22 protein-coding genes are annotated in these 26,376 nt (G+C 68.3%); 9 read left to right on the forward strand and 13 right to left on the reverse strand.

Going from position 1 to position 26,376, the window contains the following annotated elements; genetic code table 11:
* Positions 1–202 precede the first annotated feature (202 nt).
* Positions 203–2,980: a leucine--tRNA ligase gene (leuS, locus tag ABZ345_RS15970; protein WP_359848181.1), complete on the forward strand. Its 2,778-nt coding sequence runs from the start codon at positions 203–205 to the stop codon at positions 2,978–2,980.
* A 582-nt stretch (positions 2,981–3,562) separates the two neighbouring features.
* Here leuS and ABZ345_RS15975 read toward each other — a convergent pair.
* Positions 3,563–4,279, reverse strand: a complete 717-nt coding sequence (locus ABZ345_RS15975) for a TetR/AcrR family transcriptional regulator (RefSeq protein WP_359848184.1) — start codon at positions 4,277–4,279, stop codon at positions 3,563–3,565.
* 157 nt (positions 4,280–4,436) lie between these two features.
* Between ABZ345_RS15975 and ABZ345_RS15980 the strand changes: the two genes are divergently transcribed.
* Positions 4,437–6,515 (forward strand): MMPL family transporter, encoded by a 2,079-nt coding sequence (locus ABZ345_RS15980; RefSeq protein ID WP_359848355.1) that lies wholly within the window; start codon positions 4,437–4,439, stop codon positions 6,513–6,515.
* Here the strand turns inward: ABZ345_RS15980 and ABZ345_RS15985 are convergent.
* Together ABZ345_RS15985 and ABZ345_RS15990 are read right to left on the reverse strand one after the other, a co-directional pair.
* Positions 6,446–7,528: a YncE family protein gene (locus tag ABZ345_RS15985; RefSeq protein ID WP_359848186.1), complete on the reverse strand. Its 1,083-nt coding sequence runs from the start codon at positions 7,526–7,528 to the stop codon at positions 6,446–6,448. The genes ABZ345_RS15980 and ABZ345_RS15985 overlap by 70 nt on opposite strands.
* A 121-nt stretch (positions 7,529–7,649) precedes the next feature.
* On the reverse strand, positions 7,650–9,587 hold the full coding sequence (locus tag ABZ345_RS15990) for a DUF2339 domain-containing protein (protein ID WP_359848188.1): 1,938 nt from the start codon (positions 9,585–9,587) through the stop codon (positions 7,650–7,652).
* A 102-nt stretch (positions 9,588–9,689) separates the two neighbouring features.
* On the opposite strand from ABZ345_RS15990, the gene ABZ345_RS15995 reads away from it, so the two are divergent.
* Genes ABZ345_RS15995 through ABZ345_RS16015 form a run of 5 tightly spaced genes read left to right on the forward strand, consistent with a single transcriptional unit; the run spans position 9,690 to position 14,786 of the window.
* Positions 9,690–10,655, forward strand: coding sequence for a LacI family DNA-binding transcriptional regulator (locus ABZ345_RS15995; protein ID WP_359848358.1), 966 nt, complete (start codon positions 9,690–9,692; stop codon positions 10,653–10,655).
* Positions 10,652–12,061, forward strand: coding sequence for a sugar ABC transporter ATP-binding protein (locus ABZ345_RS16000; protein WP_359848191.1), 1,410 nt, complete (start codon positions 10,652–10,654; stop codon positions 12,059–12,061). The genes ABZ345_RS15995 and ABZ345_RS16000 overlap by 4 nt, the downstream gene beginning before the upstream one ends.
* Positions 12,058–12,963: an ABC transporter permease gene (locus ABZ345_RS16005; RefSeq protein ID WP_359848194.1), complete on the forward strand. Its 906-nt coding sequence runs from the start codon at positions 12,058–12,060 to the stop codon at positions 12,961–12,963. Before ABZ345_RS16000 ends, ABZ345_RS16005 begins: the two co-directional genes overlap by 4 nt.
* Before the next feature lie 30 nt (positions 12,964–12,993).
* The gene (locus ABZ345_RS16010) at positions 12,994–13,911 is read left to right on the forward strand and encodes a substrate-binding domain-containing protein (RefSeq protein WP_359848197.1); all 918 of its coding nucleotides are present in this window, start codon (positions 12,994–12,996) and stop codon (positions 13,909–13,911) included.
* A complete protein-coding gene (locus ABZ345_RS16015; protein WP_359848200.1) occupies positions 13,908–14,786 on the forward strand; it encodes a ribokinase in 879 nt (292 codons plus the stop codon). The genes ABZ345_RS16010 and ABZ345_RS16015 overlap by 4 nt, the downstream gene beginning before the upstream one ends.
* Here ABZ345_RS16015 and ABZ345_RS16020 read toward each other — a convergent pair.
* Together ABZ345_RS16020 and ABZ345_RS16025 are read right to left on the reverse strand one after the other, a co-directional pair.
* On the reverse strand, positions 14,764–15,438 hold the full coding sequence (locus ABZ345_RS16020; RefSeq protein ID WP_359848203.1) for a hypothetical protein: 675 nt from the start codon (positions 15,436–15,438) through the stop codon (positions 14,764–14,766). The two genes, ABZ345_RS16015 and ABZ345_RS16020, sit on opposite strands and share 23 nt — an antisense overlap.
* Entirely contained in the window at positions 15,435–16,646 is a 1,212-nt protein-coding gene (locus ABZ345_RS16025) for a right-handed parallel beta-helix repeat-containing protein (RefSeq protein WP_359848206.1), read from the reverse strand. The genes ABZ345_RS16020 and ABZ345_RS16025 overlap by 4 nt, the downstream gene beginning before the upstream one ends.
* Positions 16,647–16,693: 47 nt before the next feature.
* Between ABZ345_RS16025 and ABZ345_RS16030 the strand changes: the two genes are divergently transcribed.
* Both ABZ345_RS16030 and ptsP read left to right on the forward strand, forming a co-directional pair.
* The gene (locus ABZ345_RS16030; RefSeq protein ID WP_359848209.1) at positions 16,694–17,539 is read left to right on the forward strand and encodes a Dyp-type peroxidase; all 846 of its coding nucleotides are present in this window, start codon (positions 16,694–16,696) and stop codon (positions 17,537–17,539) included.
* A gap of 48 nt (positions 17,540–17,587) precedes the next feature.
* The gene (gene ptsP, locus ABZ345_RS16035; RefSeq protein ID WP_359848212.1) at positions 17,588–19,219 is read left to right on the forward strand and encodes a phosphoenolpyruvate--protein phosphotransferase; all 1,632 of its coding nucleotides are present in this window, start codon (positions 17,588–17,590) and stop codon (positions 19,217–19,219) included.
* On the opposite strand, the gene ABZ345_RS16040 is transcribed toward ptsP, so the two are convergent.
* The 8 genes from ABZ345_RS16040 to ABZ345_RS16075 form a co-directional block, all read right to left on the reverse strand.
* The gene (locus tag ABZ345_RS16040) at positions 19,196–19,369 is read right to left on the reverse strand and encodes a DUF397 domain-containing protein (RefSeq protein WP_359848215.1); all 174 of its coding nucleotides are present in this window, start codon (positions 19,367–19,369) and stop codon (positions 19,196–19,198) included. The two genes, ptsP and ABZ345_RS16040, sit on opposite strands and share 24 nt — an antisense overlap.
* A gap of 4 nt (positions 19,370–19,373) precedes the next feature.
* A complete protein-coding gene (locus tag ABZ345_RS16045; protein WP_359848218.1) occupies positions 19,374–20,189 on the reverse strand; it encodes a helix-turn-helix transcriptional regulator in 816 nt (271 codons plus the stop codon).
* 70 nt (positions 20,190–20,259) lie between these two features.
* Positions 20,260–21,105, reverse strand: coding sequence for a LysR family transcriptional regulator (locus tag ABZ345_RS16050; RefSeq protein ID WP_359848221.1), 846 nt, complete (start codon positions 21,103–21,105; stop codon positions 20,260–20,262).
* Entirely contained in the window at positions 21,102–22,118 is a 1,017-nt protein-coding gene (locus ABZ345_RS16055) for a hypothetical protein (RefSeq protein ID WP_359848224.1), read from the reverse strand. Before ABZ345_RS16055 ends, ABZ345_RS16050 begins: the two co-directional genes overlap by 4 nt.
* Complete coding sequence (locus tag ABZ345_RS16060; RefSeq protein WP_359848227.1) at positions 22,103–22,579, reverse strand: RNA polymerase sigma factor; 477 nt, start codon at positions 22,577–22,579, stop codon at positions 22,103–22,105. The genes ABZ345_RS16055 and ABZ345_RS16060 overlap by 16 nt, the downstream gene beginning before the upstream one ends.
* Positions 22,580–22,646: 67 nt before the next feature.
* Entirely contained in the window at positions 22,647–23,825 is a 1,179-nt protein-coding gene (locus ABZ345_RS16065; RefSeq protein ID WP_359848230.1) for a glycine C-acetyltransferase, read from the reverse strand.
* Positions 23,825–24,856: an L-threonine 3-dehydrogenase gene (gene tdh / locus ABZ345_RS16070; RefSeq protein WP_359848233.1), complete on the reverse strand. Its 1,032-nt coding sequence runs from the start codon at positions 24,854–24,856 to the stop codon at positions 23,825–23,827. The genes ABZ345_RS16065 and tdh overlap by 1 nt, the downstream gene beginning before the upstream one ends.
* A gap of 47 nt (positions 24,857–24,903) precedes the next feature.
* Entirely contained in the window at positions 24,904–26,346 is a 1,443-nt protein-coding gene (locus tag ABZ345_RS16075) for an SDR family oxidoreductase (protein WP_359848236.1), read from the reverse strand.
* Between the last annotated feature and the right edge of the window lie 30 nt (positions 26,347–26,376).

Genomic DNA, 26,376 nt, shown 5'->3' on the forward strand with positions numbered 1-26,376 from the left:
TCCGATGTGCCGCACGCCACCGCCGCGTGCATGCCGCTTGCGGTGCGCTGATACCGTTGACGACATGAGCACGGCCCGCCTGCTCCTTATCTAGCCGCGACGACCTGATCGGAAGACGGTCGGCGCGGCCGCCCTCCATGCCCTTTCGGGCTGGGGGGCTTCGTCATGTCAGGAGCAGGAACGACGTGAGAGGGACCTTGAAATGAGCACGGACGCGGCGGAGATTCCCGCCTACCGCTACACCGCCGAACTGGCGGGCCAGATCGAGGAACGGTGGCAGCGGTACTGGGAGAACCACGGCACCTACCACGCGCCGAACCCCGTTGGCGCGCTCAAGGGTGACGTGCCCGCGGACAAGCTGTTCGTGCAGGACATGTTCCCGTACCCGAGCGGCGCCGGCCTGCACGTCGGCCACCCGCTGGGCTTCATCGGCACGGACGTGTTCGCGCGCTACCACCGCATGAACGGCCGCAACGTCCTGCACACCATGGGCTTCGACGCGTTCGGCCTGCCCGCCGAGCAGTACGCGGTGCAGACGGGTCAGCACCCGCGCAAGACCACCGAAGACAACATCAACACGTACCTGCGCCAGATCCGCAGGCTGGGCCTGGGCCACGACGAGCGTCGCCGCATCTCGACGATCGACCCCGAGTACTACAAGTGGACCCAGTGGATCTTCCTGCAGATCTTCAACTCCTGGTACGACGCGGATGCGCGCAAGGCCCGTCCGATCGCCGAGTTGATCTCCCAGTTCGAGTCCGGCGAGCGCGCCGTCGAGGACGGTCGCAAGTGGTCTGAGCTGTCTTTTGCCGACCAGCAAAGGATCTTGGGCGAATTCCGGCTGGCCTACTTGTCGGAGGCGCCCGTCAACTGGTGCCCGGGACTGGGTACTGTGCTGGCGAACGAAGAGGTCACCGCGGACGGTCGCAGTGAACGTGGCAACTTCCCAGTGTTCAGGAAAAGCCTGCGCCAGTGGATGATGCGCATCACCGCGTACTCGGACCGGCTGATCGACGACTTGGACCGGCTGGACTGGCCGGACAAGGTCAAGGCCATGCAGCGCAACTGGATCGGGCGCTCGCACGGCGCCCGAGTCCGATTCGCGGTGGGAGACGAGAACATTGAGGTCTTCACGACCCGTCCGGACACACTGTTCGGCGCGACCTACATGGTCCTGGCACCGGAACACGAGCTGGTGGACCAGATTGCGGCGCCCGATCGCGTGGCAGACATCGCCGCGTACCGGCGCGCGGCGTCCCTGAAGTCCGAACTGGACCGTCAGGAGAACAAGGAGAAGACCGGCGTCTTCATCGGGGCGTACGCCACGAACCCGGTGAACGGCAAGGAAATCCCTGTCTACATCGCCGACTACGTGCTGATGGGCTACGGCACCGGCGCGATCATGGCCGTGCCTGGCCAGGACCAGCGCGACTGGGACTTCGCCCGGAAGTTCGACCTGCCGATCATCCGCACGGTCCAGCCCTCGGAAGGCTTCGAGGGCGAGGCCTACACGGGCGACGGCCCGGCGGTGAACTCCGGGTTCCTGGACGGCATGGCGATCGACGACGCCAAGAAGACGATCATCGGCTGGCTGGAGGAGAACGGCCACGGCCACGGCACCGTCCAGTACAAGCTGCGCGACTGGCTGTTCAGCCGCCAGCGCTACTGGGGCGAGCCGTTCCCGATCGTCTACGACGAGGCCGGCACCCCGATCGCGCTGCCCGAGTCGATGCTGCCGATCGAGCTGCCCGAGGTCGACGACTACTCGCCGCGCACCTTCGACCCGGAGGACGCGAACACCGAGCCGTCGCCGCCGCTGTCCCGCGCCACTGAGTGGACGACGGTCGAGCTGGACCTGGGCGACGGTGTGAAGACCTACCGCCGCGACACGAACACCATGCCGAACTGGGCGGGTTCGTGCTGGTACCAGCTGCGCTACGTCGACCCGGTCGAGACCGAGCGGTTCGTCAACCCGGAGAACGAGAAGTACTGGCTGGGCCCGCGCACGGCCGAACACGGCCCGACCGACCCCGGCGGCGTCGACCTGTACATCGGCGGCGTCGAGCACGCGGTCCTGCACCTGCTGTACTCGCGCTTCTGGCAGAAGGTCCTGTTCGACCTGGGCCACCTGACCGGCGACGAGCCGTACCGCCGCCTGTTCAACCAGGGCTACATCCAGGCGTACGCGTACGTCGACCCGCGCGGTGTCTACGTGCCGGCCGACGAGGTCGTCGAGGAAGACGGCAGGTACTTCTACAACGGCGAAGAAGTCCGTCGTGAGTACGGGAAGATGGGCAAGAGCCTGAAGAACGTCGTCACGCCGGACGAGATGTGCGAGCGGTACGGCGCCGACACCTTCCGGTTCTACGAGATGTCCATGGGCCCGATGGACGTGTCACGCCCGTGGGCGACCAAGGACGTCGTAGGCGCGCAACGGTTCCTGCAGCGTCTGTGGCGCAACCTGGTCGACGAGACCGACGGCTCGCTGCGCGTCACTGACGAAGAGCCTTCGGCCGAGGCGCTGCGTTTGCTGCACAAGACCATCGCCGGCGTGCACGACGACTACGCGAACCTGCGCTACAACACGGCGGGCGCGAAGCTGATCGAGCTGAACAACTACGTCACCAAGCACTACGCCGCCGGCACGCCCCGCGCGCTGGCCGAGCCCCTGGTGCTGATGCTGGCTCCGCAGGCCCCGCACGTGGCCGAGGAGCTGTGGGCTCGGTTGGGCCGCACCGACTCGCTGGCGCACGGGCCGTTCCCGGCTGCTGACGAGCAGTACCTGGTCGAGGACACGGTCGAGTACCCGATCCAGGTCAACGGCAAGGTCCGCTCGCGGGTCGTCGTGTCGGCCTCGGCCTCGCAGGACGAGATCAAGGCCGCGGCGCTGGCCGAGGAGAAGATCGCCGAACTGGTCGCGGGTGGCGAGCCGCGCAAGGTGATCGTGGTCCCCGGTCGTCTGGTGAACGTGGTTCTGTAGTTGGGAGTGGAGCCGGCGCGGCTGCGGTCGCGTCGGCTCTGCCTTGTGCGCGTTGGGCTTGATCGCGAGTTATCCACAGGCTTCTGGGTTCTTGACCTGCGGTTATCGGGATCCGGGTAGCCTGTGGATAACGGCGGAACCAAATCGAGGGTTCGCGCGTTGCGTCACAAGGAAAAGGCGCGGGGGTGGCGAGCGCCGATCGCGAACGACCGGATTGACCTGTGCGACCGGCCGAGTTGCTGAAGGCCGTGCTCACCGACAGCGCCTGACAGGTCGCCGGCCCGGAGTCGGTCAGCGGTGAACGGTCCGGCCCAGATCCGGCGCGGCGAGCTCGGTCCGGTGGTCTGGGCGAGAGCTCGGCCCGGCGGTCTGGGGTGAGGAGCTCGGCCCGCGATCTGGGCGAGGAGCTCGGCCGGGGGATCTGGTCGGGGAGCCGGCCGGTGGTCTGGGGCGGGGGGCTCGGCCAGCGGCGATCCCGACTGACCCCGCTCGAGACCGCGGCCGCTGCGGAGCTGCGGAGCCGGCCGCCGGGCACGTTTCGCGAGGACGTGGAAGACGTGCGCGAGTACGTGCGCGACAACGTCAGCTGTTGGCGTCTTCTTGGAACCCGATGTCCGTCAGCATCTGGTCCAGCATGCTGTCGAACATCGGCTCCGGGTTGCTCACCGCGAACGGGAACCTCCCGAACACCTCCAGCGCCACGTGCCCGTACAGCCGCACCCACGACTGCACCACGTGGTAGATCTTCCCCAGGTTGAGGATGTCCTCGCCGATCTGAACGCCGTGCACCGACACCGCGTCCACCAGGACCTGTTGGAACCTCACCAGGTCCTCGTGCAGCACCTCGGGCACCTCGTCGTCCGCATGGGTGGCGACCAGGTTCGAGGCGATCAGCTGCCCGGCCAGCTGCAGGAAGACCGAGCCGAACTGGTCGGCGCCCAGCGGGTCCCGGGGTGAGGCGAAGACCAGGGCGAACTCCTGCGGGTGGGCCAGCGCCCAGCGGCGGAAGGCTCGGCACACCGCCCTGACCTTGCATCCCACGTGTCCTGTCTCCAGCGACAGGTCCGCGTACAAAGCCGCTGCCATGTCGGCGCAGATGTCGTCGCAGAGCTGTCGCAATAGCGCGTCGTGGGAGTCGTAGTAGCGGTACAGGGCGGGTGCGGTGATGCCCAGTTCGCGGGCGATCGCACGCAGAGTCACTGCGTCGCGGCCGCGTTCCACCAAAAGGGCGCGGGCCGCCTGCCGAATCTCACGCTCTGTTTCTGCGCGGAGTCGTTCTCGGCGAGTGGCCTCGGTCATATGTCACTCCATCGGGTTGTAGACCCCGTCCATGGACCCGTACGGTTTCAGTGAACGGTGTTTACAAGAGTTCACGGTATTTACAGCACGGTAACCCAGGAGGCCGTCGTCGATGTTCGCGAAGTGGGGATCTATCGCATATCGCCGCCGGTGGGTGGTGTTGATCGCGACCGTACTGCTCGCTGTGCTCGGCGGCGTGTGGGGACTGGGCGTGTTCGACAAGCTCAGCCAGGGTGGTTACGAGGCTCCTTCCAGCGAGGCGGCGCGGGCCGACAAAGTAGCCGAGCAGGCGTTCGGGCGGCAGAACGGTGATGTGATCGTCATTTACCGCGGCGATTTCGCCAACCCGCTCGAGCTGAAGAAGGTCGCCGACCACATCAGCGGCTTCCCCAAGCACGACGTTCTCAAAGTCACCGGGCCGGTTCCGTCCGACGACCAGCAGCAGGCGCTGGTCGCCATCACGTTGACCAGCGGTGACTCGAACGAGCAGATCAAGCAGTTCGAGGACGTCCAGAAACAGCTGAGCATCGACGGCTTCACCCAGCAGGTCGGTGGGCTCGTGCCCACGCAGAAGGCCATCAACGACATGTCGCAGGAAGACCTGACGCGCGCGGAGATGTTCTCGCTGCCGCTGGTCCTGCTGCTGCTCGTGATCATCTTCGGCGGTCTCGTGGCCGCGAGTCTTCCCGTCGTCGTCGGTGGGCTCGCGATCATGGGTGCGCTCGGGGTGCTGCACGGCATCGCGATCTTCACCGAGGTCAACTCGTTCGCGGTCAACGTCGCGTCGTTGCTCGGCCTCGGCATGGCGATCGACTACGGGCTGTTCATGGTCGGCCGGTTCCGCGAGGAGCTGGCACAAGGACGCACGACCGAGCAGGCAGTCGGCCGCACGGTGGCGAGTGCGGGCCGCACGGTGATGTTCAGTGCGACGTTGCTGGTCATCGCGCTGGCCGGGTTGCTGCTCTTCCCGCACGGCTTCCTGAAGTCGCTCGCGTACGGCGGCATGTCGTCGGTCGCGATCGCCGCGCTGGTCTCGCTGACGTTGCTGCCCGCGTTGCTCGGCGTGCTCGGTCACCGGGTCGACAAGCTCGCCATGCCGTGGCGCAAGAAGGAGCCGAGCGAGCGCGGCTGGCGCAGCCTCAGCGGCAAGGTCATGAAGCGGCCGCTGCTGTTCGCCATCCCCCTGATCGCGGTCCTCGCGGCACTCGGGGCGCCGTTCCTGGGCGTCCAGTTCGGCCAGGTCACCGAGAAGGTCCTGCCCGAGGGCAACGCCGTGCGCGTCGCCACCGAGAACATCAACCAGAACTTCAGCGTGCTCTCCAACACCGGCCTCAAGATCGTCGTCAAGGGCGGCGACCAAGGGGCGGTGAACGACTACCTGAGCAAGGTCAAGGACGTCACGGGCATCGGCGACGTCCGGCCGATGGGCGCGGACAAGGGCGTCACCGCCGCGGCCGCCGGGCTGGAGCACGACGCGCTGAGCAGCGAGTCGAAGCAGGCACTGAAGGACGTTCGAAAAATCACGCCTCCGCCGAACTCGGAGGTGCTGGTCGGCGGCAACACGGCCATCGTCACCGACTCGCTCGACGCAATCGCGGACGGGCTGCCGTTGATGATCGGCCTGCTGGTCGGCGCGACGCTGATCCTGATGTTCCTGGCGTTCGGCTCGGTCGTGCTGCCGATCAAAGCGGTCGTGATGAGCGCGCTGTCGCTGTCCGCCACGTTCGGCGTGCTGGTGTGGATCTTCCAGAAGGGTCACGGCGCCGACCTGCTCGGGGTCACGCCGGGGCCGCTCGAGTCCGGCATCGTCGTGCTGATGGCCGCGATCGTGTTCGGGCTGTCGACCGACTACGAGGTCTTCCTGCTGAGCAGGATGGTCGAGGCCCGCGGTCAGGGCGCGACGACCGAGGAGGCGGTGAGCACCGGCCTGGCCAAGACCGGCCGGGTGATCACCTCGGCGGCACTGCTGCTGATCGTGGTGACGGGTGCGTTCGCGTTCTCGCAGGTCGCGATGATGCGGTTCGTCGGCGTCGGCATGATCCTCGCGCTGGCACTCGACGCCACCGTGGTCCGGATGCTGCTCGTGCCGGCCGTGCTCAAGCTGCTCGGCAACGCCGCGTGGTGGTCACCGGGCCCGCTCAAGCGGATCCAGGAACGCCTCGCGCTTCACGACGAGCCGGTGGACGACTTCGACGACTGGGACGACGAGATCCGCGAGCCCGTCGCGGTCGGCTGACCGGAGGGGAAGGCGATCATGGCCGCGTCGAACTGGCGCGGCCTCGCCTCCTCCAGTTCGCCCGACTTCATCCGGTACGTGGCCAGCACCGCGTTCGAGCTGTCGAGCACCGTCGTCGTCGGTCCGGTCGCGAAGAAGACTCTCGGGTCACCCGGCGCGATGGCGACGCTCGCCGTGTCGAGGGGCAGGCGTTCGCGCACCGCCAGGCTCGCCGCGTCGATGATCAGGACCGAGCCTTCCTTCGGCAGCGTCAGGTAGACGGTGGCGCCGTCCGAGGTGACGGCGATGCTGCCCGCTCCCCTGCCCACGTCCATCGAGCCGACGACCTTGTTCGTGGCCGTGTCGATCACCGACAGCGTGCCCGGCGTCTTCTCGCCCAGGCGCATCCTGCTCACGTACAGGCGCGTGCCGTCCGGTGAGATCGCCACGAACTGCGGCAGGCCGCCGACCTGGACCGTCGAGGTCTGGAACGCGGTCGCGGTGTCGACGATGCCGACGGTGCCGTCCTGCGCGTTGGCCACGTAGAGGACCTGGTTGTTCGGGTGGACGACGAGGCCCTGCGGCTGTCCGGGCACCTTGATCGCCGCGACCAGCCGGAAGTTCTCCGGGTCGACCACCGCGACACCGCCGCTGGCTGAGACGTAGAGGCGCTGCCCGTCCGGGCGCATCGCCGCGTGCGAGAGCTGGACCTGCGTGAAGATCCGGTCGAGGATCGCACCGGAGTGCGGGTCGACCACGGTGATCGCGCCGGTCCACCCGTTGATCACGTAGAGGCGCTGGCCGTCGGGCGACACGGCGACACCCGTCGCCTGGCCCCCTGTGTCGGCCTGCGCGAGTACCGTGCCGCTTCGGGTGTCGACGACCTGCACGAGACCGGTCTTGCCCACCACGTACGCACGCGGGGCCACCGATGCGGAGGAAGTGGTCGTGTACTCGTGCCCTTGGTGAACACCAGTCGCCGCGAAAGCCGCTGAGAGCGCTAGAACCGCGGCCACGAGGCGTGGCTTTGCCATACGCCCGATGGGACCACTTCCGGGTGCTTTCGATCTACTTCCGTCACTCTGTCGAGGGAAATCTTTGCCTGGTTGTAGTACGACCGTCGCCCGCGACGGCGGCGCGGGCGACGGTCGTCAACTAGTAGGACGACGGTGCGGCTGGTTTGGATTCATATGAATCCGAGTTTTTCGCCGACGCCACCAGTTTGGCGTAACGGGTGCCGGCGGTGAGCAGCACCAGACCGGCGCCGAGGAACGCCAGCACGCGGGCCACGCCGTCGAGCGCGGCCAGGTCGAACGCCACCAGTTTGATCACCGCCGCGCCGACCAGGATCAGCCCGGAGATCCGCAGCGCCTTGTTGTTGATGCCCCTGACCAGCAGGAACAACGCCGCGACGGTCCACGACACGGTGACCACGGAATGTCCGAAGAGGAACCCGGACTCGTCCGGCGAGACCAGCAGCGCCGCGCACAGCACCGCACCCGCCGCGCCGTAGAGCATCACCAGCCCGGCGAGGATCCACGGGAACGGGTGCCGAGCTGGTTCGCGCAGCACCTGCATCTTCAACGCGGCCCACGGCGCGGTGGCCGCGAAGATGCCCAGCACCAGCGCAGTGACCAGGCCTGCGGCGTAGTCGCCTTGGGTGACGATGATGTAGCGGGGTTCCTCGACCAGCCACGTGAGCGGCACGGCGTCCCCGATCGTCATCAGGAACCCGACGGCACCGAACACGATCGACCCGACGAGCGCGCTCTTCTTGTCGAGCCGCGCCGCGAGGAACGCCAGCAGCACCGCCTCGGCCAGCACGATCGCCGTCCGCACGTTGCCGTCGAGCGCGATCACCGTCGTCTGGAACAACGCGAGCATGCCCGTCGCGCCGGCCGCCGTCGTGAACGCGCGGGGCAGGTCCGGGACCATCCAGATCGCCAGCAGGACCGCGGCGACCGCACCGGCGAGCACCGAGTTGGCGGGGTCCTTGAGCAACGTGGTCGCGAACATCGCGGGCAGCGCCGAGCCCGCCACCAGCGCGATCGCGACGATGTCCTCAGGTCGCTTCCGGATCGTCAGGATCGCGACCACGATGCCGACGACGGTCGTGGCGGAGGCGACCCCGACCACGGTCCACTCGAAGTCGGCCGGGATGGCCTGAGCGGTCGCGAGCAGCGAGGCGATGATCGCCGGGAAGCCACCGGCGATCGCGAGACCCGGCCAGTTGCGCTGGATCTGGACCGGCGTGCTGGCCATCTTGAGCACCAGCAGGAAGCCGACCAGCAGCACCGTGAAGCCGTCGGTCAAGATCGGCGAGCAGATGGCGCAAGCTGCGACAACGCCGACCGCGAGCGTTTGCGAGTCCCACCGCAGCGCGAGCACCACACCACTCGCCGCGACCGCGAGGCCGACGACGAGACCGACGCCGGGAGGGAAGTACTCGTAGAGGCTCGTCGCGGCGATCACGTCGAGGTACAGGCCCGCGAAACCGGTCGCCGCGAGCGCGAACGCCCCGGTGCGGCCGTGCGGGTTGCGGTGCAGCCACATGCCGATGCCGACCAACGCGCCGCTGAACACCGCACCGCCGATGACGCGCGGCATCGGCCCGAGCCAGCCGCGTTGAATCGCCAGGATCAGCAGCAGCACGAACCCGAGCACGGTGATCGCGCCACCGACCCAGGCCAGCAGCTTCGCCCCGGCGCCGTCCTTGCCGAGCTTCTCGAACAACGTCTCGCGCGGTTGCGGTGCAGGCCACGGGGCCTGAGGCGGCGGCTGCTGCCACTGCTGCTGTGCGGGCGGCTGCGGCCACGGCTGTTGGGCAGGAGGAGGTGGCGGGAACGCGTGCTGCGACCACGGGTCGGGCTGCTGCGGCACCCCGGCCGGCGTCGGGAAGGCCGTGGTCGGCGGCAGCGGTACGGACACCGGCGCGCCCGGCGCCGGCGGTGGCGCGATGACCTCGGCGACCGCGGTCGCGGCCGAGGCGGAGTGCTCGCGCATCTCCGAGCTGATCGTCACCAGCCGCTGCCCGATGGCCGCGAGCTCCAGCGCCATGCGCTGCTCGTACCCGAGGCGATCCTGTCCGTCCATGTGATCAGAGTGAGGCAGACCACGGCCAGTGACATCCGTACACCTACTCATCCGCTTGACGAGGTACGTGTGTAATCGATTAACTTCTGGCCCGTGACGACCATGAAGGACGTCGCGCAGCACGCCGGCGTCTCCACGGCCACCGTGTCGCGCGTGCTCAACGGCCATGCCGCGCCGACCCCCGAGACCCGCGAGCGGGTGTTCGCCGCGATCGACGAGCTCGGCTACCGGCCCAACGCCCTGGCGCGATCCCTCAGGACCACCAGCACCCAGACCCTCGGTCTGGTCATCAGCGACCTGCTGAACCCGTTCTTCGCCGAGATCGCCCGAGCGGTCGAGGACGAAGCCCGGTCACACGGCTACTGCGTCGTGATCGGGAACGCCGACGAGAGCGCCGAGCAGGAGGCCACCTACGTGCGCACCCTGCTCGACCGCCGGGTGGACGGCCTCCTGCTGTGCCCCGCGACCGACGACCCGAGTCTGGTTCGCGAAGTGAGCGCAGGCGGCGTTCCGCTCGTCCTGCTCGACCGGACGGTCAGGGGCGCCACATGCCCCGTCGTCCGCGCCGACGGCAGCGAGGCATTGACCGCGCTCGCCCGGCGGCTCGTCGGCGCCGGCCACTCCCGCATCGGCGTGATCGCGGGACCGCCGGACACCTCCACCGGGAGAGAACGCAGTGCCGTGTTCACCGGGGAGCTCGGTGGCATCGCGCGCGTCGTGCACGGCGACTTCCGGCAGGAGAGCGGCAGCCAGGCCGCCGCCAAGCTGATCGACGACGGCGTCACCGCGCTGGTTGCGATGGACAACCTGATGGGTCTCGGCGCGCTGAGCGAGATCAGGGCTCGTGGCCTGCGGATTCCGCACGACATCGCGCTCGCGGTGTTCGACGACCAGCCGTGGTTCGCGCTGCTCGACCCGCCGATCACGGTCATCGCGCAGCCGACCGTGGAGATGGGCCGCGCGGCCGCCCGCAGCCTGCTCGACCTGATCAACGGCCGCCAGCCCGACGACGTCCGCCTCTCCGGGAAGCTCGTGCTGCGCGGTTCGTGCGGGGAGGCCGAACTGTGAACGCCCTGATCACCGCCCGTGGCATCACCAAGCACTTCGGTTCCACGAAGGCGTTGGACGGCGTCGACCTCGACATCAACGCGGGCGAGGTCCACGTCCTGCTCGGCGAGAACGGCGCCGGCAAGTCCACGCTGGTCAAGGTGCTCGCGGGCATCCACAGCCACGACGCGGGCACGATCGAGGGCAAGGCCAGCCTCGCGGTCATCCACCAGGAGCTCGCGCTCGTCCCCGAACTGAGCGTCGCGGAGAACCTGTTCCTCAACCGGCTGCCGCGCAAGTACGGGTTCGTCGACCGCGCCGAGATGCGCCGCAGGGCACCACGTCTGCTCGAACGCGTCGGACTGGACGTCGACCCGAACGCCAAGGTCAAGGACCTCGGCATCGCCCAGCAGCAGATGATCGAGATCGCCCGCGCGCTGGACAAGAACGCCGGCGTGCTGATCCTCGACGAGCCGACCGCGGTCCTCACCGACACCGAGACAGACCGGTTGCTGCAGATCATGGCCCAGCTGCGCAAGAACGGCGTCGGGCTCGTCTTCATCACCCACCACCTGGACGAGATCCAGCGCATCGCGGACCGCATCACCGTTCTCCGCGACGGCAGGTCGGTCGGTGTCCTCGGACCGGGCGTGTCCACGCAGCACATGATCGAGCTGATGGTCGGCCGCTCCATCGAAGAGCAGTACCCGCGCGCGAAGCAGCGTCCGGGCCGGCCGTTGCTCAGCATCTCGAACCTCACCAGGCGCGGCGTGTTCCGCGACATCACCATCGAGGTCCACGCGGGCGAGGTCGTCGGCATCGCCGGTCTGGTCGGTGCGGGACGAACGGAAGTCGCGCGAGCGGCGTTCGGTGTGGACGACTACGACTACGGAACGGTCCAGGTCGCCGGGAAACCGTTGCCGCGCGGGAACGTCCAGGCCGCGATCAGGGCAGGACTCGGGCTGGTGCCGGAGGACCGCAAAGGCCAGGGCCTGGTGCTGACCGCGACCGTCGGCGAGAACCTCGAGCTGGCCACGCTGGAGAACCGCGACCAGAAGCGCCTGCGCGACATCGCGGGCAAGCTCCGGATCAAGGGCCGCATCGAGCAGCCCGTGAAGGAACTCTCCGGCGGCAACCAGCAGAAGGTCGTCATCGGCAAGTGGCTGCTGGCCGATCCGAAGGTGCTGATCCTCGACGAGCCCACGCGCGGTGTCGACGTCGGCGCCAAGGTCGAGATCTACGAGCTGATCAACCGCATGACCGCGCAGGGCCGGGCCGTGCTGCTCGTGTCCAGCGATCTGCCCGAGGTGATCGGGATGAGCGACCGCGTCGTCGTGATGGCGCACGGCCGTGTGGCCGGTGAGCTGCCCAAGGGCGCGACCCAAGACCAGGTGATGGCACTCGCCGTGCAGGAGATTTCAGCGTGAGCACGATCAGCATTCGCAAGCACGCCAGCGAAAATGGTGCCCTCGCCGGGCTCCTGATCCTGGCCCTGGTCATCGCGGTCATGCAGCCGGCGTTCCTCAACGCGCAGAACCTGCTCAACGTCGGCGTGCAGGCCGCGGTCATCGCGATCATGGCGTTCGGCATGACGTTCGTGGTGGTCGCCGGCGGTATCGACCTGTCCGTCGGCAGCATCGCCGCACTGGCCGCGATGGTCGGCGCTCTCACCGCCGGACCGATCGGCCTGGTCGTCGGTGCGGTGTGCGGTCTGGTGAACGGCGCGTTGGTCAGCTACGGCAAGTTGCCGCCGTTCATCGCGACGCTGGCGATGCTGAGCGTTGCCCGCGGTCTCACGCTGGTGATCTCCGAAGGCCAGCCGCACGAGACCGACGCCATGGTCACGTTCCTCGGCTCGAACCTCGCGCCGATGGTTCCGTTGCCACTGCTGCTGATGCTGGCGTTCTTCGGCATCACCGGCCTGATCCTCACGCGCACCAACCTCGGCCGCCGCATGTACGCGATCGGCGGCAACGAGGAAGCAGCCAAGCTCAGCGGCATCGACGTCCGGAAGCAGAAGCTCTGGATCTACGCGCTGAGCGGCCTGTTCGCCGCCGCCGCGGGCCTCGTGCTCGCGGGACGGCTCGGGTCCGCCGGTCCGCAGGCAGCGGTCGGCTACGAGCTCGACGCGATCGCCGCGGTCGTCATCGGCGGTGCGTCGTTGTCCGGTGGCGTTGGCCGCGCCACCGGGACGTTGGTCGGCGCACTTGTGCTCGCCGTCCTGCGCAACGGCCTCAACCTGCTGCAAGTGCCGCCGTTCTGGCAGCAGGTCGTCATCGGTGCGGTGATCGCTCTCGCCGCGCTGCTCGACTCACTTCGCCGTCGCTGAGAAAACCCGCAACAGGTAAGGAAGACACCAATGAAGGTGACCCGACGGATCGCGTTGACGCTCGGTGCCGCAGCTCTGCTGGCGACCGGGTGCAGCGGAACAGGGGCGTCCGGAGGAAGCGGCATCACCATCGGCCTCGCGGTGTCCACTTTGAACAACCCGTTCTTCGTGGAACTGCAGCAGGGCGCGCAGGAGATGGCGAACCAGCTCGGGGCCGAGCTCACCGTGGTCGACGCGCAGAACGACGCGACGAACCAGGTCAACCAGGTGCAGACGATGGTGACCCAGGGCGTCAAGGCGATCATCCTGAACCCGGTCGACTCCAAGCAGTCCGCGCCCGCCGCCAAGGCCGCCGAGATGGCGGACATCCCGCTGATCTCGGTCGACCGCTCGGTCGAGGGCAAGGTCGCCGCCGAGGTCGCCTCGAACAACGTCTCCGGTGGCAGCCTCGCCGCCATCGAGCTCGGCCGCGCCACCTCCGGCGAGGTCGCACACCTCAAGGGCATTCCGGGCGCGTCGGCGTCGCGTGACCGCGGCCAGGGCTTCGAGCAGGGCCTGAACAGCGGCAACATCAAGGTCGCCGCCACCGCCGTCGCGGACTTCGACCGCGCCAAGGCCCTCAACGAGACCACGAACCTGCTGCAGGGCCACCCCGGCATCAAGGGGATCTTCGCCGAGAACGACGAGATGGCGCTCGGTGCGATCAAGGCGCTCGGCGCGCGTGCCGGCAAGGACGTCATGGTCGTCGGCTTCGACGGCACGCCGGACGGCCTGAAGGCGATCCAGGACGGCACGCTCGTCGCGACCATCGCGCAGCAGCCGAAGCTGCTCGGGTCTCGGGCCGTCGAGCAGGCGGTCAAGGCGTCGAAGGGCGAGGCCGTTCAGCAGGTCGTGGACGTCGAGGTGAAGGTCATCACGAAGCAGAACGTGGCAGAGTTCCAGAAGTGACGAAGCCTCTGCTCGTGCTCGGGTCCGCCAACGCCGACCTCGTGGTCGAGGTCGGCAGGCGGCCCGGCGGCGGTGAGACCGTGCTCGGCGGTGACACCGTCGTGCTCCCCGGTGGCAAGGGAGCGAACACGGCCGTTGCCGCCGCTCGTGTCGGTGCTTCCGTTGCGCTCGTAGGTGCTGTTGGTGGCGACGGATACGGCTCGCTGCTGCGTGAGTCGCTGGAGTCGTCCGGCGTCGACACCGCGTTGGTGAAGACTTCCGCGCGGCCGACCGGGATCGCTTACATCACCGTGACTCCGGACGGCGAGAACTCCATCGTCGTGTCCCCAGGCGCCAACGCGGACGTCTCGAAGTCCGATGTGGACGCTCTGTCGTTCGACGGTGCGAGCGTGCTGACGTGCTCGCTGGAAGTGCCGCTGGAGACGGTGATCCACGCGATCGACGCAGCTTCGAAGGCCGGCGTGAAGACGGTGCTGAACCTGTCGCCGGTCGCCGAGTTGCCCGCGGAGACGCTCAAGCAGCTCACGACGTTGATCGTGAACGAGCACGAGGCCGCGCAACTCGTGTCGGACTGGCGCCACCTGCTGCGACTCGGCCCGCACACGGCGATCGTCACGTTGGGCGAACGCGGCGTGGCCGTGGTTCTTCCCGCCGGGGTCGTGGAGATCCCCGGGATCAAGGTCGAGAAGGTCGTCGACACGACCGGTGCTGGCGACGCCTTCGCCGGTGCTTTCTCCGCACGGCTGGCCGCGGGCGACCGGGTCGTCGTCGCAGCCGAGTACGCCGTGAAGGTGGCCGCGCTGTCGGTGACGAAGGCCGGTGCGCAGCCGTCCTACCCGACCGCCGCCGAGGTCAGCGCCCCAGCGGCGGAATGACCTGCACCGGCTGGGCCGAGCCGGTGAAGTCGAAGACGGCGAACTCCTCCTGGCTGCCCAGCTTGGCTTCCAGCCTGCGGAGCTTGCCGTCGGCGTCGAGCCAGTAGTGCAGCCGGGCGTCGGTCGCGGTCTTCTGCTTCGGGCCCTCGAAGATGTCGACGGCCGTGTCGCCGATCCTGTCCGACCGCAGCCAGCGCGCCGAGCTCTGCAACAGCAGCTGGGCGTTCTCCGGGCGGTCCGAGCCGAGGTTCACCAGCAGCCGCAGCGCACCGTCCAGTTCGGACCCGCGTTCCTGCAGTTCGCGGACCTGCCAGTCGATCACCGGGACCGGGTCGACCGGCTTGGTGGACGGGTTGATCGCGAACGCCATCCTGCCGAGGTTCCACTGCACCAGCCCCTTGGAGAACTGGTCGTCGCGGCCGTCCGTGCGCATGCCCGCGTAGCCGAGGTGGTTCACGAAGTCGACGCGGCCGTCCAGCACGAGCTTGCCGCCGGCCGACGGCACGGACGCGGTGAAGGCGGAGACCCCGGTGGTGTAGTTGGAGAACCGGACCAGTGCCAGCCGTTCCGCCTCGGGGATCGAGAGCGGGCGCGCGTCGGGCGTGGAGCTGCAGGCCGACAGGACCAGCAGCAGAGCGAGCGTCTTCTTCACGACCGCACCGCCGCGCGGTCTTCGAAGAGGTCCTCGGTCGGCACCGCGTACTTCTCGACGTTCGGCGCCTTGTCCGGCAACGGGCCGTCCGGCATCTCCGGCTGCATCGGTGGCGCCGCGACCTGGTTGAACGGGATTCCGCGCGGTGCGGCGGGTTTCGGCAGCGGGTCGCCGACGCCCTCGTAGCACCGGCCCTCGACGCAGTTGTTCCTGCCAGGCGCGCGTTTCGTGGCCACGTACAGGACGTCCTGGCCGTTGTGGGTGATCACGTTGTCGTCGAAGCGGTTGTCGAGCGGCGCCATGTCCTCACTGGACCCGAGCGCGATTCCGGTGCCGGGGTTGCCGGTGATCAGGTTGCGGGACACCGTGTTCCTCGTGCCGCCCGCGATGCCGAGGCCCAGACCGAACGCGCCGTCGGCCTGCGCGGGTGAGAGCGCCTCCGAGTTGTCGGAGACGAGGTTGCCGACGACCGTGGCGTCCTCCTGCGGCACGAACGCCTCCTGGTAGTCGGAGTTCGAGGTCATGCCGACGCGGTTGCCACTGAACCTGTTGCCCAGCACGTACATCTGGCCGGACGCGTTCGTGCCCTCGTAGCCGACGGCGTTGCGCTCGGCGACGTTGCCGCGCACGACGATGTCGCACGGTTTGCACTGGCCCACGTAGAAGCCGGAGTCCGCACTGCCGCTCGCGTAGCTCTGCTCGATCACGCCGTGCTGGGCGTCGAACGCGTAGATGCCGTACAGCGCGTTGTTGCTCGCCGTCACGTACGAGATGCGGAAGCCCTGCACCGGCGGGAACTTCTGCGGGTCGAGCTTCGTGTAGCCGTTGCTGCCGCGGCCCATCCCGCCGTTTTCACTCAGTCCGGTGACGAGCACGCCGTTCAGCGTGTGGTTGCGCACGGTCAGGTTCTGGATCTGCACGTCCGGCGCGGTCACGACGATCCCGTTGGCGCGCTTGACCTCGCCGTCGATGATCACGCTGCCGCGCTGGGTGCCCCTGATCGTGAGGCCCTTGGTCCTGACCTGCACGGACTCCTTGTAGACGCCGGGGGCGACGACGATGGTCGCGCCTTCCTGCGCCGCGTCGACGGCAGCCTGGATGGTGCTCAGCTGCGCCGGGACGGTGATCTCGGGGCCGAGCTTCGGTTGCGCCGCCGACGAGCAACCGGCGACCAAAAGCACTGCTGTCAGGACGTACGGAGAGCGCACAGCCGGTCACCGTACTGCTCTGTTCGGCCTACTGACACACTGCCCCTGTGGGCCAACTCTCACGCCGCCGTCTGCTGTACGGCGCTGCTGCTCTTGGACTACTTGGCGGCTGTGGTGCGCCTGAACGCCAGCCGGGCGTCGCCACGCCTCAGCAACTGCACGCTGATGTCTCCGTGTGGGACGCGGCCGCGGTGCCGTCTGCGCAGGTCAGCTCCTCGCTAACGGTGACGTGGGGGCGCGGGATCGACGGGCTGCCGGAGTTCCCCGGCGACGCGGTCCGGCCGCAGGACCTCGGCGGGCGGTTGTTCCTGCAGATCTGCGGGGACGATCCGGACGCCGTGCGGGACGCTGTCGCCAGGGTGCGGCCCGACGGGCGGTTGCGGTGGCGTGAGCAGGGCTTCTGCAACGCCGATCGCACGAACGGGTTGGGTTTCAGGGACGGCATCGTCGTCCCGAAGACCCCTGACGAGTTCGATCAGGAGGTCTGGCTGCCGGACGGGTCGACGATCGCGGTCGTGCGCCGGATCAAGCTCGACTTCGCGGCCTTCGAGGCGTTGCCCGTCGCTGATCAGGAGCGGGTGTTCGGGCGCCGGAAGCACGACGCCGTGCCGTTGTCCGGCGGCGAAGAGGTCGATTTGTCGGCAAAGACCCCGGACGGCGAGTACGTCATCCCGGCCGACGCGCACGTCCGGCGGGCGCATCCGCTGATGGCGGGCGCGGGCCTGATGCTGCGCCGCTCCTACAACTACGCCGAGGGTCTGCTCTTCATCTCGTACCAGCGCGAGCTGAAGACGTTTGTGAACACGATGTATCGGATGATCGACGGGGACGCACTTCTGCGTTACGCCACGACCACCAGCTCCGCTGCTTTCCGCATCCCGCCGCTGAATTAGTCACACTGAGCTGTCGTCGGTTCCCGGTGGAAGGGTATGGTCTAGACCATGTCGAGCGCGCGGCTGAGCGGTGTCGGTGTCAGCAGCGGCCGGGCTTCCGGCCCAGTGGTCAGGGTCGCTGAGTCCCTGCCGGAACCTCCGCTGGGTCCGCGACCTGCGGATACAAAGGAAGAGGCCTCCCGGATCCGCCCGGCGACCGAGGTCGTCGCACAGCGCCTGATGGAGCGCGCGAAGTCCGTCGAGGGCGAGGCGCGCGCCGTTCTGGAGACGACGGCGACGATGGCCGGCGACCCCTCCCTGATCAAGTCGGCCGAGAAGCTCGTCGTGGACGAGGGGCTTCCCGCCGCCCGCGCGGTGCACCAGGCCGCCGCGAAGTTCATCTCCGCACTGCAGGCCGCCGGTGGCTACATGGCCGAACGCGCCCGCGACGTCCAGGACGTCCGCGACCGCGTGGTGGCCGAGCTCCTGGGTCTGCCCGCCCCCGGCGTTCCCGACCTGACCTCGCAGTCGGTGCTGGTGGCGCGTGATCTCGCGCCCGCCGACACCGCGGGCCTCGACCCCTCGAAGGTCCTCGCCCTGGTGACCGAGGAGGGCGGCCCCACCTCGCACACCGCGATCTTGGCTCGTTCGCTGGGCATCCCGGCCGTCGTCGCGTGCCGTGGCGTGCTGGCGTTGGACGTTCCTGCTCTCGAGGTCGACGGCGACACCGGTCAGGTTCGCGAGTCGGACGGCAAGGTCCGCGCGGCCGGTGGCGGCAAGAAGGCCACGTGGAACGGCGTGGGCGTGCTCAAGGACGGCCACCGCGTGAAGGTGCTCGGCAACGTCGGCTCCCCCGCGGACGCTGCCGCCGCTGCCGCCGCCGGTGCGGAGGGCGTCGGCTTGTTCCGCACGGAGTTCTGCTTCCTCGACGCGGCGGAGGAGCCGAGTGTTGCTGAGCAGACTGCTGCCTATGAGGCTGTTCTGGCGCCGTTCAAGGGCAAGCCGGTTGTGGTGCGCACCCTCGACGCGGGTGCGGACAAGCCGCTGGCGTTTCTGAACCCGGACCCCGAGCCCAACCCGGCCCTGGGCGTTCGCGGCCTGCGCGTCGCGTTCGACCGACCCGAGGTGCTCGACCGGCAGCTCCAGGCCATCGCCGCCGCGGCTGCGTCCTCCGGGGCCGACGTCTCGGTCATGGCCCCGATGGTCGCGACCGCCGCCGAGGCCTCGTGGTTCGTCGCCCGTGCCCGCCAGGCTGGGATTTCCCGGGCCGGCGTGATGGTCGAGGTTCCGTCGGCCGCGTTGTCCGCGCGCGAGATCCTGCAGGTCGTCGACTTCATCTCCATCGGCACCAACGACCTCGCGCAGTACGTCTTCGCCGCTGACCGCCAGCTCGGTGGCGTGGCCGCGTTGAACGACCCGTGGCAGCCGGCGTTGCTGCGCCTGATCGCGCAGGTCGGCGAGGCGGCGACCGCTGCCGGAAAGTCCATCGGCGTGTGCGGTGAAGCGGCGGCCGACCCGTTGCTCGCGTGCGTGCTCATCGGCATGGGCGTGACGTCGCTGTCGATGAACCACACGGCTCTCGCGATTGTCGGCGCCAAGCTCGCGACGTCCAGCATGGACATCTGCCAGCTCGCCGCTCGTGGCGCGTTGGCGGCGGCTGACCCGGCGACGGCGAAGCTAGCCGCGCGGGCTCCGCACTAGTTCGAGGAACGCCGACCACGCCTTGTCCGACACGGGCATGTGCGTGGTCGGCGCTTTGCTGTCCCGGATGCCGATGCCACGTCCGATCTCGACGCAGTCTTCCCCTTCGATGCTGTAGCTGCTCTTGCGCCAGACCGGCATGCGGAACATCTCCTCAGATCAGGATGCTGGTGATCAGCTCCTTCGAGTGTTCCGCATCCAACGCCTGCTGGTCGAGGAGCTTGAGCACGGTGGTGTAGGTGTTCAGCGTGTCCTTGTCTTCGAGGAAGAGGCTGGAGTTCTTGCTGTCCAGGTAGACGACTGGCTCGAACTTCTCGTACTCCAGCAGCGTGAACGCACCCGACACCCCGGCATGCGCGCCGATCGCGGTGGGCACGATTCGCAAAGTGATGTAGCTGCGCTGGGCCATCGCCAGAAGATGGAGAAGCTGGTCTTTCATCACGTCCGGGCCACCCACCGGGAGATGCAAGGCCTGTTCGTGGATGTAGAAGAGGAACTGCCGACTCCAGTGGAAGAGTTCGCGGCGAGCCAGCTTCGCGGCGATGACCTCCTCGTAGTCGATCGACGCTGAGCGGGCTGCTCCTGCGACGAGAGCGCGCATGTAGTCGGCGGTCTGGAGCCGACCGGGTACGAGGTTGAGCGACAGAGCCGTGATGGAATTGGCGAGTCGTTCCTGGGTGATGATGCTTCGCACCTGAGCGGGGATCTGCAGGTAGGCGTTCTCTCGCGACTCGTGGAAAAGCGTCAGCAACCGCCGCACTTCGTCCGGCTTGACGTGGCAGTACCCGAGCAGCTGCTTGAGGTCGCTCTCGCCGACTCCACCCTTGCCCCGCACGAGGTCGGAGAGCTTGGCGGGGTCCCAGTCGAGTGCTTCGGCGAGCGTGCGGTGGGTCAGGTGGGTCTCCTTGATGGCGTGCCGGACGCCCTCGCCGAACTCCCGTCCCACCACGCTGGAAATTCGTCGTGGCATGTCGATGAAGCTAGAAGTACGGATCCCCTTCGCTCCATCGTTTCCGCCCGAATTTCCCTGAAGGAAGTAGTTATTGGAGGCGGTTCAATTCTTCGAGCACGACCTGAATCAACGGGTGGTCTTCTGTTCCACGTCGTACAGCAGCAACGACGCGTCTTAGTGGCGCGACACCGGCCACAGGTACACCACGAACGGCGTTGCGAGGCGCCAACGCCACCCCGCCGCCCGCAGCCACCAACGCCTGGATCGCGCGGAAGTCGTCAGACGTGTGCCGGATTCGCGGCGTGAACCCGGCCTGCGCGCACGCCATCTCCACGACGTCCCGCAGCGGATTTCCCGGCAGCGTCACGACCCAGTCCTCGTCGGCCAGCGCGGCGAGGTCCACCGGTCCGGTGAGCGCGTGACCCGGCGGCAGCACCACGTCGAAAGGTTCGGTGTACAGCGGAAACGTGGTGAAGCGATCCGTCGACCGGTGCTCCTCGGTGATCGCCACGTCGATCTCGCCGTCCAGCAGCAGCCGCACGCTCTCGTGCCCCTCGGCGTCCCGCACCGACAGCTCGATCGACCGCTCCCGCAACGATGCCAGCGCGGGCGCCACCACCAGCGTGATCGCCGAGGCGAAGGCGGCGATCGCGACCCGTCCGGAAGTTCCGGAGGTCAGAGCGTCCAAAGTGGCCTGTGCGCGTTCCAGTTCTGCCGCAACGGCATGGGCGTGCGCGACGAGCAGTTCGCCCGCGGGAGTCAGCGAGACGCGGCGTCCCTTGCGCAGCAGCAGCGGATGCCCGGCCTCCGACTCCAGGGCCGCGAGCTGCTGCGACACCGCTGACGGCGTGAGGTGCAGTGCCGCGGCCGCAGCCGTCACGGTGCCGTAGTCAGCCAACGCGCGCAGTACGCGGAGCCGTCGTGGGTCGATCACCGCTCAATGATGGGGGATTCCACTTCGCCGTTCACGGGGACGTCCTGCGGCACGATCGGGTCGATCGTCACCTGTTCCAGCAGGAGGTACTCCTCCACCGAGATGGGCGAGTTCGCGGGCAGGTTGTGCTGGGCCGCGGTGAGCATGTCCCGCCTGACCAGCGGCATGCCGGTCTCCGGGTCGATCACCAGTTGCGTCTCGACACCGGAGAACTGGAAGGTCGGCGGCGCCGGGATCGCCACGCCGATGCCCTTGCGTTCCTCGCTCAGCCGCACCTCGCCGAGGAACCGGGCCCCGTCGAGGGTCTTGAGCAGCTCGAACGCCGCCTGCCGCTGGTCCTGGCGCACGTTCGAGGCCATCAGCTCCATCGCGAGCGACCCGATTCGGTAGGGGTCGTTGCCCACGATGGTCTCCAGGGCCTGCTTCAGCTCCGGCGGGTCCGCGGGCAGCGCGTCGAGCGAGTCGAAACGCGCCGCGCTGTGCAGCGACATCTGGAACCCGGAGACGTCGGTCTTCTGCACGGCCGGCTTCATCGGCCCGATGCGCACCAGGTGCGTTCCGCCGATCTGGGGCACCTTCGCCGGCCTGCCCGCCGCCTCCCACGGGTCGGTGTCGCGCTCCAGGGAGAACGGCTGCACGTCCCCGTCCTTCTGCAGGACCGTGATCTGCTGGTTCGCGGACTGCCACCGGTCGGTCTTGGAGTCGATGAAGACGGCGTACGGGTTCGCGGGATCGCCGACGATCATCATCGACCACTGCCGCGTCAACGCGTGCCACCACCTCGCGGGCCCGGCGGGCTGCACGGGCGGGGTGGGCTTGGGCAGCAGGACGACCACGAGCGCGATCACCCCGGCCGCGACCAGCAAGGGAGCGAACCGCTTGAGGAACAGCGTCCTGACGGACCGCTCCCGCGGCAGCGTGATGATGCGTGCGAGGTCGCGTTCCATCCGTTCGCGGTCGACCTCGGGCTCCGGCGGCTTGGCCTGAGCCAGGTCCTTCATGAGGTCTTCCATGACTCCCTCGCACGGTCGGAGTTCGGTGTCGAGAGAGCGGCCTTCAACCGTCGACGGGCGCGATGCAGCCGCACGAAGTACGTCGCTGTGGTGCAACCGAGCACCTGCGCGGCCTCCGCGGCCGGCAGACCGTGCCACGCGATCAGCGTGAGCACTTCCTGGTCGGCCTCCGACAGGCTGGCCAGCGCCGCTCGCAGCTCCACGAACCGCACGAAGTCGTCGGTGATCGGGATGTCTTCGATCTCGTCGTGCCACACCTGCCTGCGCGAGGCTTTCACCAGGTTGCGGGCTATGCCGAGCAACCACGGCAGGGCGTTCGACGGCATCTGGTCGAGCTTGCGCCAGGCGATCGTGAAGGTCTCGCTGGTGATGTCCTCCGCTCGCTGTGCCCCCGCGTGGCTCGCGGCATAGGCGAGCACTCGCGGGTAACACTCGCGGTAGACCCCCGAGAAGTCCTCCACGATCGCCCCTCCCTCTTCACGAGGTAGTGCGCTGACCGTTGAGATTCTTACCGTTGTGTGACTGGGGTCACATCTTGGCGCGTGCGGCGACGAACGCGTTGACCGCCCGGTTCACGTCCTCGGTGGTGTGCGCGGCCGACATCTGCGTGCGGATCCGCGCCTTGCCGTGCGGCACCACCGGGTACGAGAAGCCGATCACGTAGATGCCCTGCTCCAGCAACAGGTCGGCGAGCCGGCCCGCCTCGGCCGCGTCGCCGATCATCACCGGGATGATCGGGTGCTCGCCGGGGAGCAGGTCGAAGCCCTCCTCGGTCATCCTGCGGCGGAACAGCTCGGTGTTGGCGCGCAGTTGGGTGAGCAACTCGGAGGAATTCGACAGCATGTCCAGCGTGGCGATCGCGGCGGCGGTGATCGACGGCGCGAGCGAGTTCGAGAACAGGTACGGGCGCGAGCGCTGGCGCAGCAGTTCGACGATCTCCTTGCGGCCGGACGTGTAGCCGCCCGACGCGCCACCCAGCGCTTTGCCGAGCGTGCCGGTGACGATGTCGACCCGGTCCTGCACGCCGAAGAGCTCGGGCGTGCCGCGGCCGGTCGGTCCGGTGAAGCCGACGGCGTGCGAGTCGTCGACCATGACCAGCGCGTTGTACCGCTCGGCCAGGTCGCAGATCTCGTCGAGCGGTGCGAGGTAGCCGTCCATCGAGAACACGCCGTCGGTGGCGATCAGCCGGTAGCGCGCGTCGGCGGAGTCCTTGAGCTGGCGCTCGAGGTCGTCCATGTCGCGGTTCTTGTAGCGGAACCTGCGGGCCTTGGACAGCCGCACGCCGTCGATGATCGACGCGTGGTTCAGCTCGTCGGAGATGATCGCGTCCTCGGCGCCGAGCAGCGTCTCGAACAGACCGCCGTTCGCGTCGAAGCACGAGCTGTAGAGGATCGTGTCCTCGGTGCCGAGGAACTCGCTGAGCTTGCGCTCCAGTTCCTTGTGCGGTTCCTGGGTGCCGCAGATGAACCGGACGGACGCCATGCCGAAGCCCCAGTCGTCGAGAGCCTTCTTCGCGGCCACGATGAGCTGAGGGTGGTCGGCGAGACCGAGGTAGTTGTTGGCGCAGAAGTTCAGGACCTCGTCGCCCTGGCCGACCCGGACGGCGGCGTTCTGCGGGGTGCCGATCACGCGCTCGGACTTGTAGAGCCCGGCCTCCCTGATCTCCTCGATGGTCTTGAGGAGGTCGTTCTTCAGCTCGCCGTACATCAGGCTCCCGTCCAGTCGAGGATGACCTTGCCGCACTTGCCTTCGCGCGCGGTGGCGAAGGCCTCCGCGTGCTGCGTGAAGTCGTACCGGTGCGTGATGACCGGCGCGAGGTCGAGACCGCGCTGCAACAGCACGGTCATCGAGTACCAGGTCTCGAACATCTCGCGGCCGTAGATCCCCTTGATGTGCAGCATCTTCAGCACGACGCTGCTCCAGTCGACGGGGAACTGTTCCGCCGGCAGCCCCAGCATCGCGATGCGACCGCCGTGCGCCATGTTCGCGATCATGCTCTGGAGGGCGGACGGCTTTCCGGACATCTCCATGCCGACGTCGAAGCCCTCAGCCATGCTCAGTTCTGCCTGCGCCTGCTCGATCGTCTTCTCGGCGACGTTCACCGCGAGGTCGACACCGACCTTGCGGGCGAGGTCCAGCCGGTGCTCGGAGACGTCGGTGATCACGACGTTGCGCGCACCCGCGTGCTTGGCCACGGCCGCGGCCATGATGCCGATCGGCCCGGCGCCCGTGATGATCACGTCCTCGCCGATGACCGGGAAGCTCAACGCGGTGTGCACGGCGTTGCCGAACGGGTCGAAGATCGCGGCCACGTCCAGGTCGACGGGCGTGCGGTGCACCCACGCGTTCTGCTCGGGCAGCACGACGTACTTGGCGAACGCGCCGTTGGAGTGCACGCCGAGGCCCTTGGTGTTGGCGCACAGGTGCCTGCGTCCGGCCTTGCAGTTGCGGCAGGTCCCGCACACGAGGTGGCCCTCGCCGCTGACCAGGTCGCCGACCTTGACGCCGGTGACGGACGCGCCGACCTCGGCGACCTCACCGACGAACTCGTGCCCGAGCGTGAGGGGCGCCTTGATGTTCTGCGCCGCCCAGTCGTCCCACGAGTCGATGTGCAGGTCGGTGCCGCAGATGCCGGTGCGCAGGACCCTGACCAGCACGTCCGTCGGACCCGGCGTGGGGTCGGGAACGTCGGTCAGTTCGAGGCCAGGCCCAGCGGCGACCTTGACGAGAGCCTTCATGCGGGAAGTCTCACCCTTGCGGCTTGTGCAGTCCATCAGGACTTTCTTCATTTATTGTGAAGCTCGGCTTCATTGGCGATGTTGCGCACCATGCCGCCGAACACCACGCCGTGAAACGGCCAGACCACCGCCCAGTAGAGGTGCCCGGCGAGCCCTTTTGGCACGAACACGGCGCGTTGGCGGTAAGTGGACCCGTGTCCCCCGTTGCCTGCCACTCGAAGCTCGAGCCAGGCCTGACCCGGCACCTTCATCTCGGCTCTGAGCCGCAGCAGCCGTCCGCGCTCGAGCTCTTCGACCCGCCACCAGTCGAGCGCCTCACCGATGTTCAACCGGTGCGGATCCCGGCGGCCTCTTCGCAGACCCACGCCGCCCGCGAGCCGGTCCATCCAGCCCCGGACGGCCCAGGCCAGCGGAAACGAGTACCAGCCGCGTTCGCCGCCGATGCCCTCGACGACCTCCCACAACCGTTCGGGCGTCGCCGTGGTGCCGCGTTCGCGCTCGTCGACGTAGACCGAACCACCGGACCAGTCGGGGTCGCTCGGCAGCGGCTCACTCGGCGCGCCGGGAGTGGAAGCCCCTGACCAGCGGGTCTCCACGTCGGCGTCGCGGATCTTGGAGAGCGCGAGCTCGACGGCCTTGTCGTAGCCGACGTTCTCACCGGGCAGCAGCTCCCGGACGTCGTTCTCACGGCACACCACCTCGTGCACCAGCGACTCGATCAACGGCTTCGCGATCGACCTCGGCACCGGCGTGATCAGGTTGACCCAGTGCGACGACAGCCCGGGAGTCAGCACGGGCACCGGCAGCACGCGGCGCCTGGGCAGCCCGGCGACCCGCGCGTACCTCAGCATCATCTCCAGGTACGTGAGCACGTCCGGCCCGCCGACGTCGAACGTCCGGTTCTGCCCTTCGAGCGTCGTCGCGCCGACCAGGTACCGCAGCACGTCCCGGACCGCGATCGGCTGGATCCGGTTGTGCACCCAGCGCGGCGTGATCATGACCGGCAGCCGTTCGGTCAGGTAGCGCAGCATCTCGAAGCTCGCCGACCCCGACCCGATGATCACCGCGGCCTGCAGCACCACGGCCGGCACGCCCGACCGCAGGAACACCTCCCCGACCTCCTTGCGGGAGGCCAGATGAGGTGACAGCTCCTCGGTAGCGGGATGCAGTCCGCCCAGGTAGACGATCCGCCGCACGCCCGCGCGTTCGGCGGCCCGTGCGGTGTTGTCGGCGGCCTTGCGGTCCGCGGCGGCGAAGTCCTCCGAGTTCAGCGAGTGCACGAGGTAGTGGACGACCTCGACGTCCCGCATGGCGTCGTCGAGATCGCCGAGCACGTCACCTTTGACGATCTCGACGTTCTCGGCCCACGGGACGTCGCGCAGCTTCTCCGGTGACCGCACGAGGCAGCGGACCTCGTGACCTTCGGCCAGCAGCCTGGGCACGAGCCGTCCGCCGAGGTAGCCGGTCGCGCCGGTCACGAGACATCGCATGCCTCGATCCTGCGGGGTGAGGTGAGCGGG

This window comes from Lentzea sp. NPDC005914 (genome assembly GCF_040629405.1).
In the GTDB taxonomy this organism is placed as follows: Bacteria; Actinomycetota; Actinomycetes; order Mycobacteriales; family Pseudonocardiaceae; genus Lentzea.

Excerpts from the sequence above, each read along its gene's own strand:
- ABZ345_RS16075 (WP_359848236.1), bottom strand. The coding sequence starts at position 26,346 with ATGCGATGTCTCGTGACCGGCGCGACCGGCTACCTCGGCGGACGGCTC.
- ABZ345_RS15975 (WP_359848184.1), bottom strand. The coding sequence starts at position 4,279 with ATGACCGAGGCCACTCGCCGAGAACGACTCCGCGCAGAAACAGAGCGT.
- leuS (WP_359848181.1), top strand. The coding sequence starts at position 203 with ATGAGCACGGACGCGGCGGAGATTCCCGCCTACCGCTACACCGCCGAA.
- ptsP (WP_359848212.1), top strand. The coding sequence starts at position 17,588 with ATGTCGAGCGCGCGGCTGAGCGGTGTCGGTGTCAGCAGCGGCCGGGCT.
- ABZ345_RS16065 (WP_359848230.1), bottom strand. The coding sequence starts at position 23,825 with ATGTACGGCGAGCTGAAGAACGACCTCCTCAAGACCATCGAGGAGATC.
- ABZ345_RS16055 (WP_359848224.1), bottom strand. The coding sequence starts at position 22,118 with ATGGAAGACCTCATGAAGGACCTGGCTCAGGCCAAGCCGCCGGAGCCC.
- ABZ345_RS16010 (WP_359848197.1), top strand. The coding sequence starts at position 12,994 with ATGAAGGTGACCCGACGGATCGCGTTGACGCTCGGTGCCGCAGCTCTG.
- ABZ345_RS15995 (WP_359848358.1), top strand. The coding sequence starts at position 9,690 with ATGAAGGACGTCGCGCAGCACGCCGGCGTCTCCACGGCCACCGTGTCG.
- ABZ345_RS15985 (WP_359848186.1), bottom strand. The coding sequence starts at position 7,528 with ATGGCAAAGCCACGCCTCGTGGCCGCGGTTCTAGCGCTCTCAGCGGCT.
- ABZ345_RS15990 (WP_359848188.1), bottom strand. The coding sequence starts at position 9,587 with ATGGACGGACAGGATCGCCTCGGGTACGAGCAGCGCATGGCGCTGGAG.
- tdh (WP_359848233.1), bottom strand. The coding sequence starts at position 24,856 with ATGAAGGCTCTCGTCAAGGTCGCCGCTGGGCCTGGCCTCGAACTGACC.
- ABZ345_RS16040 (WP_359848215.1), bottom strand. The coding sequence starts at position 19,369 with ATGTTCCGCATGCCGGTCTGGCGCAAGAGCAGCTACAGCATCGAAGGG.
- ABZ345_RS16045 (WP_359848218.1), bottom strand. The coding sequence starts at position 20,189 with ATGCCACGACGAATTTCCAGCGTGGTGGGACGGGAGTTCGGCGAGGGC.